The sequence below is a fragment of the Vibrio vulnificus NBRC 15645 = ATCC 27562 genome, from assembly GCF_002224265.1.
Taxonomy (GTDB): Bacteria; Pseudomonadota; Gammaproteobacteria; order Enterobacterales; family Vibrionaceae; genus Vibrio; species Vibrio vulnificus.
The window spans coordinates 41,663-58,615 of sequence record NZ_CP012882.1; the positions used below are offsets into that span (position 1 = coordinate 41,663).

Sequence of the window (16,953 nt, forward strand, 5' to 3'; positions counted from 1 at the left end):
CTTAGTTCCCTTTTGCTGCAACCATACGGACGGGTAGTTGGAAAGAGGTGCCGTAATCGGCTTCCACCATGTCGGAATAAATTTCAAAGTATTCGATTTGGCCGCGGTCTTCACCCAACAGTCGCACCGCCGCCGATTGGATACTGCCTTCGGTAGCATACGCGTTGTATTGAGTGAATTTCACCGTCGATGTCCATACGTAGCCATACGGATCCAGATCGGGATGCCCCAATGATTGCTGCGGGAAGTAACGCTGATTCAATCCTTTTTGTTGGCCGGTTTCCGTTTGAGATTGCTCGCCAAAATCGATGAGATTGTAGAACTCTTGCACCGTCGGTAAGCGCCAGTTGGTTTGCCCACACAAGGTTTGCTGACTGAGCAACTCCGCGTAATCTTGCGTGGTACAAATGTTGTCGCCTGCATCGTGGCACCCAGACGCCGCAAGGTCTTCCGCGTACGGTTCGAAACGAGGTAACTTGAGGGTAAAAATACGATCGCGATATTGAAGCGACTGCGCATCGGCACTCTTATTTTCCCAGATCAAGCCTGTACGCAGATCTTGAACACAAGACCACTGCTCAGCGTCATCTGCTAATGGGTTGCCATTGCCATCGAGCTTGACCAGTTTGAAGCCATTTTGTGTGCTTTCCTGCCTATCGAGTTGATCAAAACCAAATGAAGCATCTTGGCCCGGATAATGCCCGCTTGGCGCGTTTTCTAAGCTCACACTGTTGCCAGAGAATTGCTTAACAACCCCGGTATCGTTAATCACTTGGCGTTGTACTGGCTGGTTTCTGATCGCTTCGAGCCACTGCTCAATGGTTTGCTCACTCAAAGCATCCGTCGCTAAATGTTGCCCAGCAAACTGCAACTGGTGGGCAATTTGCGCCAAAATACGTGATTGCTCATGGCTGTTTACTTTACCCAGAACTCGGCGCACGTTGTCGTTCAACACCTCAAGGCCATTCGGTTGACCTATCGTCAGAAGATCGTCTCCCACCGCAACACCCACATCCGCTAACTGTTGTTGCAGTTTTTCCTTGGCAACCGTCACGGTAACGCCTTGGTTGACCATGGCAGAAATCAATGACGTGACTTCGTTGATCACCATGCCTTTTTCTTTACTCTGCCCCGGCGTAGAAAGATAGAGGGTTTGATTGCCCGCCAACGCCACCTCGGCTAATACTGGACGACGATAGAAAGTTTTGCTGGTCGACTGAAAACGAAACTGGCCATTGCCATCTAACGCGATGGTGCTTTCCGTTTGATCGCAGCGCGAGTTCTGGTTGTAGTCAACACACACTTTGGTGTTCGTGCTGTTCGCTTCCGCCAGCGCAACTTGACCGGATAATGAATAAGTGGGCGCCGTGTTGGTGGCACTGCCACCAGATGATGAGCCACCACAGCCTGCCAAGAGCAGCGCGGAGGCAATAAGGGAATAGTGTCGTTTCATGTTGTTTTCTTCTGCTTAGCTTCAATTTTGGCGAGAGCAAAACGCTCGAGCCACAAATATGGAAAAGAGCGCCCAGAGGACAAAGAGATTGAGTTGCCCACCCGATTTTTTCGAAGTGCTATCTGCACGGGTTTCATTACATTGGTATTGCTCAAACTGGCTAATGCCCCACGCGTTTAACCGGCCTTGATTGCCTTCGATGGAATCCATGATCTCTAGACGCCAGCGTCCCCAGGCTTGCTGACCAAGTAATGGCGCTAATTGCGCGTCGTGAGCCACGGTGAAATAGCCTTTGAAGCCGTTGCCCTGACTGATTTGGTGATTCCAAAGCACCAGCTTGTCACCTTTTGGTGAGGTCAAAGTGATAGACAAATCCGCCATTGATGCGTGGTCAATATCGAGATAAATGGCGAACTGTTCACCAATGGTGACGTCGCGATCAAGAAATGTCTGCGAGAAGATCTGTTGTCCAACGTTAAAACGGCCCTGCGCGTCAGTGCCGGCATCATTCAGTCGCGCGTCCATCTGCTGCGCACTATTGACCAACTGAGGTACACCTCGCACCAAGGTGATCGACTCTTGCCACTGCTGCTTTGCCAGCCAAGGCTGATGACGATAATCGGTCTCCACTTGCGCGACAAACGGCTGGCCACATACCAACCCTTCTGGTAGCTCCGAGCTAAGGGTAAGTGAATGGGTCAGTTGGCTCTGCTTCTCCACCAAGATCTGTTGCTGAAGAGAAAGTCTTGCCTCAACCTCTGCAGCTCGACCGTTGGCCACCAGCTCAATAGAGAGCGGTTTCGCATCCGTGATGTATTTACTTTCAAGACGGCTGGTGAACGGGGCTTTTAACAATCCGTGTCGTTTAAAGTGGCGTTGCAAAATCTCTGCATACGGTTTTTCAGGGTAAAGAGTGGCAGCGGCCAGCACGGTGCTTTCCGCCAAATCGTGCATCTTTACGCCGCGCCCGAGGCCATACATACCTTGCAAAACGATCGTATCGAACTGATGAAACACTCGCTCATCCCCGTCACCGAGCAAGGAGACTGACTCCTTCAGGGCCTGGAACAACGGTGTTGACCACAGTTCATCACCCAACTCGCCCCCAACACTTTCGTGTGCTCGATAGTGGCCATGTTCAAAATAGCGCGCACGTTGGTTCCACAAGCTTCGAGTTGAGAGACGATTTCCAAACACGCCATCCCAATTGAACACCGTATCCAGTTCAAACTCTTGGCCACGCCTTGCGGCATCGAGATATTGCTGACGATAACTGTTACTACCAGCCCAATAATCACCGAACCCTTCGCCGATCGCACCGCTATGGCCATATGCCCAATCAGGCACAATTTGATAGTGGATACCGTGGCCAAGCTCATGCAAGATAACATCGGCATCCATCGCATCTGGTGAAACACCACCCAAGCCAAACATCGCCGCCTGAGGGCCTTTATAATAGGTAGAATTGTTGGCAGACAGCCCACGTCCATCAAACTTTAGTGGCTCATTAAACAGCGCATAGCCCAGTGTTTTTGTGTATTCGAGCGAATGGTCAAGATGGTAAAACGCCATCACCGCCAAAAAACGCGGATCATTGCTATCCAGCGTTTGCAGATCCGTCAAGGCTGCAAAATGGCTAATCCCCGACGGCGCCGCGAAACCGCTTTCGTCTCTGACCGGTACACCATCTTGCGTCTCCACTGAAATCAGTGCTTTAGCATCCACTTCGACCACATTTCGGTTGCGTAAAAAATAACCCTGATCGGTTTTTAGTAAGCTGACCTTTCGACGTTGATATTCCATCGCGCCGGGGTAGTCATCCATGCTGTTCCAGCCACTGCTTGGGGCCGGAAGTTGTTGTTGCGTGCGAAGATCGGGGTCGAAGACCTGTATTTCAACCGTTTCGAGTTCGCCTTGTTCTAAGGCAGGAGGAAAATCCGCCTCTAATCTTCGAGGGTGTTCCAACTCCACCGCCGTGGTTGGCTCGCCATTGAGCAACACCGTGTTTTCTAAACTACGAAACACGCGCGCCACTCGGTGCTGCTGATCCGTTGTCACCACAAGGCTTTTTTGCTGTTGATACTGCCCATGTTGCCAAACATCAAAGTTATAGTGATGGCCCAACAGTGAGGTGGTTTGATACCTGAGTTTAAATTCGCCCAGATCAGCATAATGCTGCTGAACAAACTGCTGTACTTGCTCGACGCTATTCAAGGTCACTCGCTCTTCGGGGTAATCCCACTGCGCTGCGTCAACCATCGGATTCATCGCCAGTAGCAGGGCAAGTAAGGTGAGTTTGGTCTTCATCTTCGACTCCTTGCGCTTAGAACTGGTATTTCACGTTGGCCGTGAAGTAGCGCCCCGGCTCTGTGGAATAAGTGGTGTGGGCTTGTGAAATGCCCGCCACGTCTTGATAGCGAATGTATTCATTGTCGAACAGGTTGACGATGGAGGCACTCAACGTCAGATCCTTATTCCATTGATAAGAAGCAAACAGGTCGAAGCTGTGCCACGACTCCGTTTTGGCGCACGACACTTCTTGATTGAAGTCATTCACGCACACAGGTACACGGTCCATACTTGCTGCCCAGTTCCACAGCAATGATGCAGACCAGTTTTGCTTGGCGTAACTCAGCTCAACGTTACCTTCTACTGGCGTTAGGGTTCGAATGTATTCGCCTTGGTCATTTTTGCCGTCGACATAACCCGCTTTCGTCGCCAGTAACCATTGCTCGTTGATCTGGTGGGCAGCCGATAGCTCTGCACCGTAGGTTTCAACCCCGTTAAGGTTTTGGTATTGCTTCAGAGTCACAGGGCCAGCCATGCCCACTTCTTTGACATCAATGAAATCATCAAATTGTTGGTAAAACAGCGCAACATAAAGGCGTGAGGTGCCGTTATCAAACTTATGCCCCACCTCGAACGAATCACTGGTTTCGGCTTTGAGATCCATATTAGGAATGATGACAAACGGAGTGAATGGAATGTCTTCATGAGACACATAGCCGTATGCTTTGTCATACGTTGGCGCACGGTAACCATGGTTGTACGAAAAATAGATCTGATGAGCGTCAGCCACTTTTCTTGCGATAGAGAAGCTCGGTGACCACTCTTGGCTGTCGATATTCTTCATGGCGAAACCGTTGCTGTGTGCATCGCCATCTGGCGTAAGGCGATGAGCATCAAACCGCAGCCCCAATGTGGTTGTCCAGCGGCCATACTGCATCATTTCTAAACCATAGACGCCCACACTGAGCGCTTTGGCTGGTGTGAAAGGTTGTTTGCTGAACGCACTTGAGCCACCCGAAACCAAAGATTGACGCTCAGACGTTCTCGAATAGCGGTTGCTGTTTACTTTCAAGCCATAAGCAAGTTGGTGCTCAGTTTGAGCGGTGGCAAACGCCTTGGTCATATCAGCACGAAAGCCCACAAGCTGATCGCGAAATTCGTTGTTGTCTAAACTGCGCTTTTGCTCCGTAATGCCATTTTGATCCAGCCTGCCGTAGAGACGGTTGATATCTTCTACATCAGCCATGTCTCGCCAATACAACTTGGCTTTGGCTTCATCGAACCAAAAAGCGTCCACAGGCTGATATTCCAACCCAGCCGAAACGCCAAGATCCGTGACGTGCGAGTCTTCGTAGTACTGGTTTTGGTCCCATTTTCCATCCGCATGTATACCTGGGCTCCCTTCACGACGAATTTGCCCTTCACGATAGGCATCTGCGGCAATACTTAACATCAGCGCATCACCAACAAAATGGTTGAGCTGGTAATTGGCGCTCGCCCCTTCTAACTCACGCTGATAGTTATCTTGATGGAAGTTGCGTGTTTCCTCTCCCTGCCAATACGCGACCGTCAACAACGAGTCAGTGTTGCCTGATCGAAAGGCCAAATTACTCATCAGTTGGGTTTTATCACTGATGCCTGTGTACGTGGTGGCCACATCAGCATAGAAATCGTCATTTTTTAAGTAGTCACTTGGCTGCATCGATTCAATCACGACAGTGCCGCCCAGCGCGCCTGAACCGTGAATGGATGAACTGGCTCCTTTCACCACTTCAATACTTTTGACGTTGACCAAGTCAAAGGAGTTACGCCCCACTTTGTCATTGATGTCATTAGCACCAAAGCCATCGGCACTTTGCACGCCATCACGAACGATCATAATTCGGTTGCCCGTCATACCACGGATGGCGATGTTTTGTGGCCGACCCGCGCCTCCCGTGACACTGACGCCGGGCTCATTGCGCAGCGCATCGTACAGCTCCGTTTGGCCTTTTTTCTCGAGTTCTTTACCACTGATCACCGACACAGAGCCCGCCACTTCCGATAGCGGTTGCTCGATTTGATTGGCCGTCACGACGACCTCTTCCATCACGGCGTGGTCATTTTCAGCGTGCACGAAGTTGGCAGCGAGTACCGACAGTACCGCCGCTGAGACAGGCGTTAGTTTCATTTATTGCTCCGATTTATTCGATGTTTTGATCAGTGAAAGTAAAAAAGCATACTCTTTGGCTTGTTGCGCCAATCCTTTACGCCTGTCCATGGCGTGGCCTGAATCAAAATCCGTTTGCAACAAATAAGGCCCGGTTCCTGTACTAAGAGCCGCCAGTTTTGTCAGGTACTTCGCCCCTTCCCAATACGGCACACGCTGATCGTGCCAACCAATTTGCACCAACATTGGCGGATAAGTGGCCGATTGAAGGTTGAGATAAGGGTCGTAATCTTGCATCGCTTTTCGTTGAGCAGGCAACTCGGGATTACCCCATTCTCCATATTGCTGCTCAGTGAGCGGTAATCGGCTGTCTGACATGCTGTTGAGCACATCAACAAACGGCACTTTGATCACGGCCCCTGAAAACAGTTCCGGCTTTTGGTTGATCGCTGCCGCCACTAATGTACCGCCCGCACTGGATCCCATTAGGTAAATGTCGCGCTGCACCGGCTCTGCCCCCTTCGCATTCAAGCGAACATGGCGAAGTGTTTGAGCGGCGGCGACAAAATCAGCGATGGCGTTGCTTTTGTTGATCCCTTTCCCTGCATCGTGCCATGACGCACCAAAGTAGCCGCCCCCACGAACATGCGCCACTGCGTATATGGCGCCTTGATCAAGTAAGCTGATGGTCTGCGGCATAAAATAAGGTTTCATGGTAAAGCCGTAAGCACCGTAACCATAAAGAATCACTGGGGAAGTTGCCGTGAGCTTGTCACGACGGTACGCCAGTGTCACCGGAACCTCAACACCAGAAGATTGCACCAAAATCTGCTCCGTACGGTACAAACTGGGCTGGTAATTGGCGTAGCGATCTTGGGCGATCGCTTTGATGCTCAGCGAGCTCACGTCTAGCTCTCGCCAAGTCGGTGGCGTGGTCATCGACATGCTACGAATGCGCACTTTGTTACTGGCGAAATCGCCATTTCTCGAAACCCAAGCCGCTTCACCAGCGTGATTCAAGGGGATTTGCTTGCGTAGTTCACCACGGTAGCTTAATACCGAAAGTAATGAATCTGGACCCTGGCTAGCGCTCACCACAACACCTGCCGAAAACAGATAGAACTGATTCAGCGTCGTGATGTGATCACTAAAGCGTTGCCAATCAGTCGGTGCCTGCAACGGTGCCTGATAAAGCTGAAAATCACCAGCATGATTGCTCTGAACAAAAAGCGTTTGCTGGCTGATATCCGCATAATATTCCATCCCTTGTTCAGCTTTACGCAGAACAGCGGAGACTTCTCCAGTGCGCAAGTCGAGGATTTTTTGTTCGCTACTGTTTTCATTGTTGCTTTGCAATAGCGCGTAATTTGCATCACTGGCGGCATAAAACGACATCAACCAATCTGCTCGCGTTTCCTGCCACAAGCTGTGTTGACGACCCGTTTCGAGCTCAATCGCCATGATGTTCGATGGACGCTGAGACTGATCTTTTTCAATCACATAAACAGTCAAACCATCGCGAGAGAGCAACACTGGCGTGTCCAAATCTTTCGCAATTTCAACCATATGGCCTTGTTTTAAATCGACCAACACCGCTTGATATCGCTCGCTACCTTGACGATCTTCGGTAAAGAGCAAGTGTGTACGCTTTGCCGAGATGGCCCACTCACCCACTTGATAGTAAGCCGTGTTATTTTGTCGCTCGGCAAACGAGAACACCACTTCTGCTTGTTGAGTGAATGGGTCGCGGCGCATCAATTGCAAACTGCCGCCTTGGTTAGTTAGCTTCCATTCCTCTCCTTCACGATAACCCCATGGTTCTTCACCTTTCTCAGGCTGCATCGCTTGCCACTGCTCCTCGAGCATGTGTGCCAAACTCTCGCTTTCAAGCAATCTTTGTGCTGTAAGCTGATTCTGCTCTTCTAGGTAAGCACGCACTCGCGGTGAACTGCGTGAATCATCTCGCAGCCATTCATACTTGTCTTTAGCATCCTTATCCGTCACAGAGGAATTTTGAGCAAAACTCAACCCTGCCGGGAGCCATGCCAGCATCAAAAGAAGATGAATAAATTTCATAGTTTTGGAAGTTACATTTATAAAGCAAATGAAAGGACGCTAGTTTGCACTCAAATGCAAATAACATCAATTATCATTTACCAAAAAATAGTGATACAGATCGCAAATGCAAATGAGAATAGATATCAATTTAAGTAATTACTCAAATACAATCTTCCAGCAGAGAGGTAAAAAAAACGCCCCGGAACATCGGGGCGGTTTCTCATTTAGGCGATAACGCTAGGAAGGTTACTCTTCCGTTGGTGCGGCAGGTTTTTTCTTAGGAATAAACACTGAATCACCCACTGCCACATTTTGGTAGAAGCTCTTATCACGCTTCGCTGGTGCTTTCGACACAGCTTTCTTCTGTGGGCGTGCTTTCTTTGTCGTGTCTTGCTTCTTCGCACGAAAATCGGGCTTACGTGGTTTGATGCCTTTAAACTTGCCCTTAAGATCATCAAATTCAGAGAAAGCGATGTCTTGCTGAAGGTAAGCTTCTACACGTTTGAAGCTATCCCAGTCTTTCGGGCCGACCAAGGAGATGGCATCGCCTTTGTTGCCAGCACGGCCAGTACGACCAATACGGTGAACATACTCTTCGGTATGCTTTGGCATATCAAAGTTGATCACGTGCGTCACGGTTGAAATATCCAAACCACGCGATGCCACATCCGTCGTCACCAAGATCTTGAACACGGTACGCTCAAATTGGCTCATGATGGTATTGCGCTGATTTTGATTCAAACTGCCGCTTAGCGCGATCGCTTTCAGCTTTTTCTCATTCAGTTTTTCAGTCAGACGATCGGTATCCGAACGTGTCGCCGTGAAAATGATCACCTGACGGTATTCGGCTTCGCTCAACACACGCTCTAGAAGCGCTTCTTTGTGATCTAAGTGATCACACAAGTAGAAACGTTGAGTGATGTCTTTGTGCTCTTCATTCGACACACCGATGGCGATACGTTTCGGTGCATCCAGCATTTCTGATGCGATATCGTTCACTTCTGCGTGATCCAACGTAGCAGAGAACATTAACGTTTGACGACGGCGGTGCTTCGCAGCATTGTGGATGCGGCGTAGCTCTGGTGCAAAGCCCAGATCGAGCATACGGTCCGCTTCGTCTAGTACCAAGGTCTCAAGACCTTCTAAGAACACAGATTTGTGCTCTAAGTGATCCGCAAGACGCCCTGGAGTCGCGACAATGAACTTAGGGTAGCGTGCTAACGCTTTTACTTGATCGTTGAAGTTCTCACCACCCACGATCAAGGTTGCGTCGTAGGAAAGGCCGCCCAACATGGTACGAAGCTCTCCATACACTTGTTTTGCAAGTTCACGAGTAGGCGCAAGGATCACACCACGCGGGTCACGCGCTGACAATGCTTTTGTTTTTAAAGACTTATGAAGCATAGGCAAAACAAACGCCAGCGTTTTGCCAGAACCTGTTTTTGAGGATGCCAGCAAATCTTTACCAGCAATCGCAACTGGAATCGCTTGCTGTTGAATTTTCGTCGCTTTCTGAAAATCTAAGTGCTTTAGGTTCTTCAGTAGGCGATTATCTAAGCCTAAATCTTTAAATTGCAAAGGTTTCTCCACTATTTTGCACTATCTTGGCCGCTTATTTTGCCGCCGAGAGGGAATCAATAAAAACGCGCAATGATACCTTAAACCGCATAATAAAGGATAGAGATCACAGAAAAATTATCCACATTTCACAGGAAACATCGGCCTAAAAATTCGATTACCCAAGTTCATGTCAAGCAATAGGCTAACCAGATCCGACACACAACACAGAAAAACGTCTCATCTCTGTTAGAACTCGGTAAAAATCCTTCAATATGTGGACGTTGCTCACTTTTTAATTCGCTGTTGTCATTTATTGTCGCTACAATCAAAGAGTCATATGACATTAGTGTCAATAATGACAGACAATTATAGAACAAGGAGTTTTTATGAATAAGATCCTAATTGCAGCTGCCACCTCTTCTGTTCTTTTACTTGCCGGTTGTGCATCGGGGCCAGATGAACAAACCAAAGCAGCAATGGCGCAGGTAGAAGATCTTAAGAATCAAGTCGATGTACTGACAAAAGAAGTGGCTGCACTTAAGAGCAATCAAGCGGACGCTGAGATGAAAGCCAAAGAAGCTGCAACCGCAGCGATGGCAGCTCAAGAAGAAGCAGAACGTGCGAACGAGCGTATCGATAATATTGCTCAGTCGTACACGAAGTAATTGCTGTAATCTGCGTCGGGTTATTCAAAACCTGGCGCAGCTACCTCTACGGGCACACCATTTTGTGCCGCAATCACCGCTTTCGCTTTCGAATCATTCAGATTTAACTCGCTCAACCACCAATCCAACTCTATTGGCACAACTAACTCATCCTGAACCCCATTGCTTCTGGTGAGTGGCTCGTGCGCTTCAAGGTAAACAATTCGCCCCGGCTCAAGGGACACTTTCACCGGTTGGTTGATGATCTTCACTCTCTGTCCTTTGTCCACTTGAGAAAACAGCCATTCAATATCTTTTGGCTCCATGCGAATGCAACCAGCACTGACGCGCAAACCGATACCGAAATCTTTGTTCGTTCCGTGGATCAAATAATCACCGCTGCCATACGCTAAGCGAAGGGCGTACTCGCCCAACGGGTTATCTGGCCCAGCAGGGACAATTTTAGGCAGCTCGATGCCTTTTTCTCGATACTCTTTACGGATGGAAGCGGGAGGTGTCCAGGTTGGATTCGGTCGTTTTTCACGAATCGACGTCACCATTTCTGGCGTATCACGCCCGACTCGGCCAATCCCGACCGGAAAAACGTGCACCTTACCCAGCTCGGGCTCAAAATAATAAAGCCTTAACTCCGCTAAATTGATCACTATGCCTTGGTACTCCACGGGCGGAAGCACCATTTCACTAGGGATGGAAAGCACATAACCTTCCTGAGGCAGAAACGGGTCTACCCCTTTATTGGCTGCCATCAAGGCCAAAAAGCCCACATCATATTGCTTGGCGATGTTCGCCATGGTTTCGCCTTTTTCAACAACATGATGCTGGATGCGTCCAATTAACCGACTGCCTTCCGCGGGAAGATCATAAGTCGCAGCGTCGCTCGTCCAACTCAGCAATGCCGCACAGAAAAGCGTAATCAATGTGGGTTTTGGCATTTTCATTCAGAGACAATCCTTGGCTTGGGTAAACAAAGACAAGGTTATCTCTCTTTCCTGTTTGTGATCAACCATTGGCGCTGGGTAATCCAACTGCATGTGACCTGGCCAGTTCCACGGCTGGTGAACGAACTTACTCGGCACCTGCGCTAATTCTGGTAGCCAGTGCTTCACAAACTCGCCATTCGGGTCAAACTTCTCTCCCTGCGTAATTGGGTTGAAGATCCGAAAATAAGGTTGACCGTCACACCCTGTCGAGGCACACCATTGCCAGCCTCCATTGTTGGCCGCAAAGTCACCGTCCACCAGTTTCTGCATAAAGTATTGCTCGCCCAGCCGCCAGTTGACGTGCAAATCTTTGGTGAGAAAACTGGCCACGATCATGCGCAAGCGATTATGCATCCATCCCGTTTGGTTGAGTTGCCGCATCGCTGCATCCACAATGGGGTAGCCTGTTTCCCCTCGGCACCAACGTTCAAACCAGTCCGGTTTTGCTGGCCATAGCAGATGTTTTTCCCACTCGACAAAGCCCTGCCCTTTGACCAACTTGGGCTCGAAATGAATCAGGTGATGATAGAACTCACGCCAAATAAGCTCACTCAACCACACTTCACGACCATTCGACAGATAACTTTGCTGCCAATACAGTCGTGCAATACATTGCCTGACCGAAATGGCGCCAATCGCCAAATAAGGGGACAGCACGCTGGTGCCTGCCGTGGCAGGGAAATCTCGTTGCTCGTGATAGCGATCCACTTCCTCATGGCAGAAGCGTCTTAACGTCTCACGAATCTGTTGAGAATCAACAGACCATGCCTCGCTGCTTTCTCGTGGGTAGCTAAACGGCGCCTGCTCATGCCAAAGTGATGATTGCAGGGCTTCAGGCAATACAACCGGCTGCGCCGCTGAGGTTTTGATGATCTGTGGAGGAACAAACGATTTCAGCCACGCTTTTTTAAACGGTGTAAAGACTTTGAAATAGTCCCCCTGTTTATTCAACACACTGCCAGGTGCCTGCACACACTTATCTTCGACATCGAGGGCACCAATCTCTGATGATGCGAGCTGATTGATTAACTGTTCATCACGAACACGCTCATTGACTTCATATTCGCGGTTAAACACCACTTCACTAACCGCCAATTGTTCAGCCCAGCTCGCAACGCGTGTTGCGCTTTGTGCGTAGTCATCCACTTCGTCGTACAACAGCGGGATGTTGAGCGCGTTGAGTTCTTCCGCCAGCACCGCCAAACGCCGCGCAATGAGATCGGCCTGCATAGGCGCCATGTGATGATCACGCCATTGCAAACGGGTGGCCACAAAACAGGCAACCACCTCTTGTGAAGTCGCAATAGCATGATTGAGCGCTGTGTTGTCCACACTGCGCAAGTCTCTGCGTAACCAAACCAGCTTCATTACCATCCCTACCCAAACTGGAGTCGAGCCAGAACATCGCTCAACGTAACTTTGTTGTTATCGAGCATGGACTTAACCATGTTCATCTGTTTCTCTTGCAACGCTCGATGCGAGAAAATATGCACACGCTGATAGTGTTCGGTGACATCAGCAAAATCGAGCCCAGAAAGATCTTCCACTCCATCAATCAAGGTGACATACCAACCTTGTTCGCTTAACGTCACTGCCTCCATCCATCCCGCAATAAAATCGCCGCCTTCATAGGAAAGCAGTAGACACTTGCCTTTACTGGCCGCTTTCCGCTCTGCTTCAACAATAAAGGTGAGACGAGTATGCAGCATAGAACGAAGTAAGCCTTTTTGTAGGCTACGAGTGGTGCTTTTAACCCGTTCCAATGCCGTCATGACCGGATATAAGAACTGATCGCAAACCACCGAAAATGGATACTCTTTCAGAACCGTATTGAGCACCGACTCAGCCTTGCCTGCGTTCAGTACAGACAGAGCCGTCAACATTCGTTCGACTTCATCTAACTCACGACTCTCCGCTGCCAACGCGCCTTCGGCATCGGGGTTTACCAGCAGATCTTTCACCTTGCCGATGGCAATACCTTTAGCGAGCCAACCCTGAATTTCGCGAATCATCTCGATATTGTCTTCACTGTAGAGTCGATGCCCTTTCTCAGTACGTTCGGGTTGAACTAAATTGTAGCGACGCTGCCACGCCCTTAAAGTGACCGGCTTAACCCCCGTAATCTCAGAGACTTCGCGAATCGCATACCACTTTTCTACTGCATTTTCTTCATTACAAACCATAACGTAATTTCAACTCTTGTGGATAAGGCTTGAGGTATTTTTGGCTTTCCAAATAGCCATCAGGATGGGTATTGAGATAGTGGCGAATCAAGGTCAATGGTGCCAACAGTGGCAGCATACCTGTGCGATAATCATCGATCACTTGCGCCAACTCGCTTTTCTGCTCTTTGTTCAGTGCCGTTTTAAAATAGCCTTGAACATGCATCAACACATTGGTGTTGTTTTTACGGCTTGCTCGATGGGTTAGCGCGACCATCAACCCTTGACGGTATTCAACAGCAAACTCGTTGATATCATAATCGGCTATTTTGGCTACCAAGCGGCCCAAGGTTTTATAAGACTCTGGATGATGCGCCATCAAGGTCAGTTTGTAGCGAGAGTGGAACTCGACGATGCTTTTGCGCGACAACTGATTCAGCACGTTGGTATTAAAATCATGCAGGCAATAAACACGAGTGACGAAATTTTCACGCAGCACAGGATCGTTCAGGCGGCCATCTTCTTCCACCGGCAACCAAGGCATTTTGCGCATCAGAGTTTGGGTGTACAAACCAACGCCTTCTTTCTCCGCGCCATGAGCTTTGTAGACCTTGACCTTCTCCATGCCACAGGTGGGTGATTTTGCGCAGACAATGTAACCACTTAAAGAGTGTGCCATTAATCGATCAACTTGCTGCTCAGAGTAAGAGAGCATCTGCTCAGTGTAATCTTTGTCAGGGTTCTTTGTTTCCACCATCGCGATTCGTTCTTCATTCGAAATAAGGCGAATCGTCGGGCGCGGTACAGGCATTCCCATCCCCACCTCAGGGCAAACCGGCACAAAGGAGAAGTGTGGCATCAGTTCCTGCACCACAAAACGACTCTGTTTATGTCCCCCATCAAAACGGACTTGATCACCCAACACACATGCACTGATACCGATCTTTAGTGTAGAAGAACTCATGCTCATCACCCTTGTACAAAAAAATTACTTGTACAATTTATAGCAAGCAAACTTGAGTTGTACAAATATTTTTTTTGTACATATCTAGGAAAAATCCACAATTAACGTTACTAAACCATGTCATAGGTTATTAACATGTAACAAATCACCCATAAGTTGCGACGCTCCCACCCCCTCCCAACGCCCCTGTGACGCACTTCAAGCATGGCAAATCGATTGCCCCTTAAGTTTCAACATTTTTAGTTATCAATCGTGGTTATAAATGTATAATCAGGAGCTTTTGTGAGCCACCTCTCATGGAATGGCGAATTATCTAGCTAGTATTGCCTCAACGAACGAAAACAGTTTCAACAGAATTGGTAATTTGACTCTGTTTTTGATGACAATTACCTCAATAGAAATATTGGAGAATACTATGGCAACCCCACACATCAACGCACAACCAGGTGATTTTGCAGAAACCGTACTTATGCCAGGCGATCCGCTACGCGCTAAGTACATCGCAGAAACTTTCTTGGAAGATGTAAAACAAGTTTGTGACGTTCGTAACATGTTCGGCTTCACTGGCACTTACAAAGGTAAAAAAGTGTCTGTTATGGGCCACGGTATGGGTATCCCATCTGCATGTATCTATGTTCACGAACTGATCGCGGAATACGGCGTGAAAAATGTTATCCGCGTTGGTAGCTGTGGCGCGGTGCGCGACGACGTTAACCTGATGGACGTTGTGATCGGCATGGGTGCTTCGACGGATTCTAAAGTAAACCGTATCCGCTTTAACGATCACGATTTCGCTGCACTGGCGGATTACGGTCTATTGGAAGAAGCCGTTAAACAAGCACGTGCGCAAAACGTACCAGTAAAAGTCGGTAACGTATTCTCTGCGGATCTTTTCTACACACCAGAAGCAGACATCTTCGAGAAGATGGAAAAACTGGGCATCCTAGGTGTGGATATGGAAGCGGCTGGCATCTACGGTGTGGCTGCGGATCTGAAAGCAAAAGCACTGACTATTCTGACTGTTTCTGACCACATCATCCGTGGCGAGAAACTAAGCTCTGAAGATCGTCAGAAGTCGTTCAACGACATGATGAAAGTCGCGCTAGAAACAGCAATCAATCTTTAAGTTTTTTGGCTGGGTTCGCCCAGCCACCGAATAATCCCGAGGGGGCGATCGTGTCTAACGGCGAACTGCCAAAAGACGCAGATGGGTTACAACTCAACTTTTGTAAAACATTGGCGTGTGACAACTTTGGTCTGAGCGATGCAAAACGATACGTTTTGCAACATGCGAACCCTAAGCGTCCAGCGATGGTCTGTCGTGAATGTGGAGCTTTCCCCCCCTTACTTAACAACCGTGAAGTGTTGAATGAGCTGCATCGCTTACGTCAACTTCACAGTGATGGTTTGCCAGCGTGTCGCAACGACGACTGCGCAAACTTTGGCCTTTCTGTTCATACCCACAAACATCTCTACCATGCCTTTGGTTACAGTGGTGATCGCCAACGCTATCGCTGCAAAGCATGCCAATCCACGTTTGTCGATAAATGGTCTGGCGCCAACAAAAAGCTTCAGTTTCAAGAAAACTTAATGGGCCTGTTGTTCACCGGTTACTCGGTGCGCGAGATTTGCCGTAAACTGGCCATCAACCCAAAAACGTTTTATGACCATGTTGAACACATTGCCAGCCGTTGCCGCCGTAAATTGGCAACGATTGATGCGCGATGGGTCAACCATGCGCTCAATTACGAACTTGCTTCTCATTACCAACGTTTGCAACCCAATAGCGACAATGGTGTCTATTGGATGGCCACAGGCGATGCGCATTCTGGCTATATTCTTTGCCAACATGTGAACTACTCTGCCAAAGAAGAGCCACTAGGTACGGTTGATCACAACCCTTACGAAGCGATTTCACGTTTTGTTTCTCCGCAATACACCGCAGAGGCAAAAGAGCCAGAAAACACACCTTCTGACTATCTGCGTGAACGTATCGACCAGAAATACCAAACCATTTTGGCCCGCGGCAACGTTGAAGATCCAATGGGAAATATGGCAACCTTCAACTACCCGACGAAAGGCGCCGTAGTTCGTCCGCCTTACACCTCTTATGCGCATTATTTGCATGTGCTGGATATGTGTAATGAAGCTGGACGCGTCTCACTTTACATGCCACAAGATCCACTATTGCGCTCTGCGGCCCTGAGTGTTTGCCTCCCTCGAATCCAAAGTCAAAATGTTGACCTACTTTATGTCGACGAAGATCCCAGTTGGGATTTAAACCAATCATTTGAAAAGTTTGACATTGTCTACATGAGTTGGTGGCGAGATCGCTGGGCAATTGCCAACCAAGGCAGCAAACTCAAAGGTATTTGTTATCTTGCAGGTAACAAAAATCTGCCAGAACAATGGTTTAACAAAGCAACCACGCGAAATATCTCGTTCTATCAGTCACGTTTTCAGTTATTGTTTGAAGGGTTTGTCAACGAACCAAGACGAAAACTCAGACCGGGTGGCGTCTTACCATTGCTCGACATTTTCAGAGCTTGGCATAATTTGTGCTATCAAGATAAACATGGACAAACGCCAGCCCAACGACTAGGTGTTACAGAGAGCCCATTAACCATTAAACAGCTTCTGTCCTAGCACTATCGTCTGTCTGGGTTAAGATTA

12 protein-coding genes are annotated in these 16,953 nt (G+C 48.7%); 3 read left to right on the top strand and 9 right to left on the bottom strand.

What is annotated here, in order from left to right; genetic code table 11:
• Nucleotide 1: 1 nt before the first annotated feature.
• The 5 genes from AOT11_RS23950 to AOT11_RS16065 form a co-directional block, all read right to left on the bottom strand.
• Complete coding sequence (locus tag AOT11_RS23950) at nt 2–1,453, bottom strand: Lcl C-terminal domain-containing protein (RefSeq protein ID WP_017428823.1); 1,452 nt, start codon at nt 1,451–1,453, stop codon at nt 2–4.
• Nucleotides 1,454–1,474: 21 nt separating this feature from the next.
• A complete protein-coding gene (locus tag AOT11_RS16050; RefSeq protein WP_017422380.1) occupies nt 1,475–3,760 on the bottom strand; it encodes a proprotein convertase P-domain-containing protein in 2,286 nt (761 codons plus the stop codon).
• Between the two features lie 16 nt (nt 3,761–3,776).
• Nucleotides 3,777–5,912: a TonB-dependent hemoglobin/transferrin/lactoferrin family receptor gene (locus tag AOT11_RS16055; RefSeq protein ID WP_017422379.1), complete on the bottom strand. Its 2,136-nt coding sequence runs from the start codon at nt 5,910–5,912 to the stop codon at nt 3,777–3,779.
• Nucleotides 5,913–7,967, bottom strand: a complete 2,055-nt coding sequence (locus AOT11_RS16060) for a prolyl oligopeptidase family serine peptidase (protein WP_017422378.1) — start codon at nt 7,965–7,967, stop codon at nt 5,913–5,915. It abuts the gene before it with no gap.
• Nucleotides 7,968–8,195: 228 nt separating this feature from the next.
• Nucleotides 8,196–9,539: a DEAD/DEAH box helicase gene (locus AOT11_RS16065; RefSeq protein ID WP_017422377.1), complete on the bottom strand. Its 1,344-nt coding sequence runs from the start codon at nt 9,537–9,539 to the stop codon at nt 8,196–8,198.
• A 356-nt stretch (nt 9,540–9,895) separates the two neighbouring features.
• Here AOT11_RS16065 and AOT11_RS16070 point away from each other — a divergent pair, with 356 nt between their 5' ends.
• The gene (locus tag AOT11_RS16070; RefSeq protein WP_011082394.1) at nt 9,896–10,174 is read left to right on the top strand and encodes an Lpp/OprI family alanine-zipper lipoprotein; all 279 of its coding nucleotides are present in this window, start codon (nt 9,896–9,898) and stop codon (nt 10,172–10,174) included.
• 20 nt (nt 10,175–10,194) lie between these two features.
• On the opposite strand, the gene AOT11_RS16075 is transcribed toward AOT11_RS16070, so the two are convergent.
• The 4 genes from AOT11_RS16075 to AOT11_RS16090 are packed head-to-tail and all read right to left on the bottom strand — an operon-like array spanning nt 10,195 to nt 14,280.
• Nucleotides 10,195–11,112, bottom strand: coding sequence for a L,D-transpeptidase family protein (locus AOT11_RS16075; protein WP_017422376.1), 918 nt, complete (start codon nt 11,110–11,112; stop codon nt 10,195–10,197).
• Complete coding sequence (gene phrB / locus AOT11_RS16080) at nt 11,113–12,522, bottom strand: deoxyribodipyrimidine photo-lyase (RefSeq protein ID WP_026050775.1); 1,410 nt, start codon at nt 12,520–12,522, stop codon at nt 11,113–11,115.
• 8 nt (nt 12,523–12,530) lie between these two features.
• On the bottom strand, nt 12,531–13,337 hold the full coding sequence (locus tag AOT11_RS16085; protein WP_017422374.1) for a MerR family transcriptional regulator: 807 nt from the start codon (nt 13,335–13,337) through the stop codon (nt 12,531–12,533).
• Nucleotides 13,327–14,280 (bottom strand): YbgA family protein, encoded by a 954-nt coding sequence (locus tag AOT11_RS16090; protein ID WP_026050776.1) that lies wholly within the window; start codon nt 14,278–14,280, stop codon nt 13,327–13,329. The genes AOT11_RS16085 and AOT11_RS16090 overlap by 11 nt, the downstream gene beginning before the upstream one ends.
• Before the next feature lie 415 nt (nt 14,281–14,695).
• On the opposite strand from AOT11_RS16090, the gene deoD reads away from it, so the two are divergent.
• Nucleotides 14,696–15,406 (top strand): purine-nucleoside phosphorylase, encoded by a 711-nt coding sequence (gene deoD / locus AOT11_RS16095; protein ID WP_011082389.1) that lies wholly within the window; start codon nt 14,696–14,698, stop codon nt 15,404–15,406.
• A gap of 50 nt (nt 15,407–15,456) precedes the next feature.
• A complete protein-coding gene (locus tag AOT11_RS16100; RefSeq protein WP_026050777.1) occupies nt 15,457–16,926 on the top strand; it encodes a lactate dehydrogenase in 1,470 nt (489 codons plus the stop codon).
• The last annotated feature ends 27 nt before the right edge of the window (nt 16,927–16,953 follow it).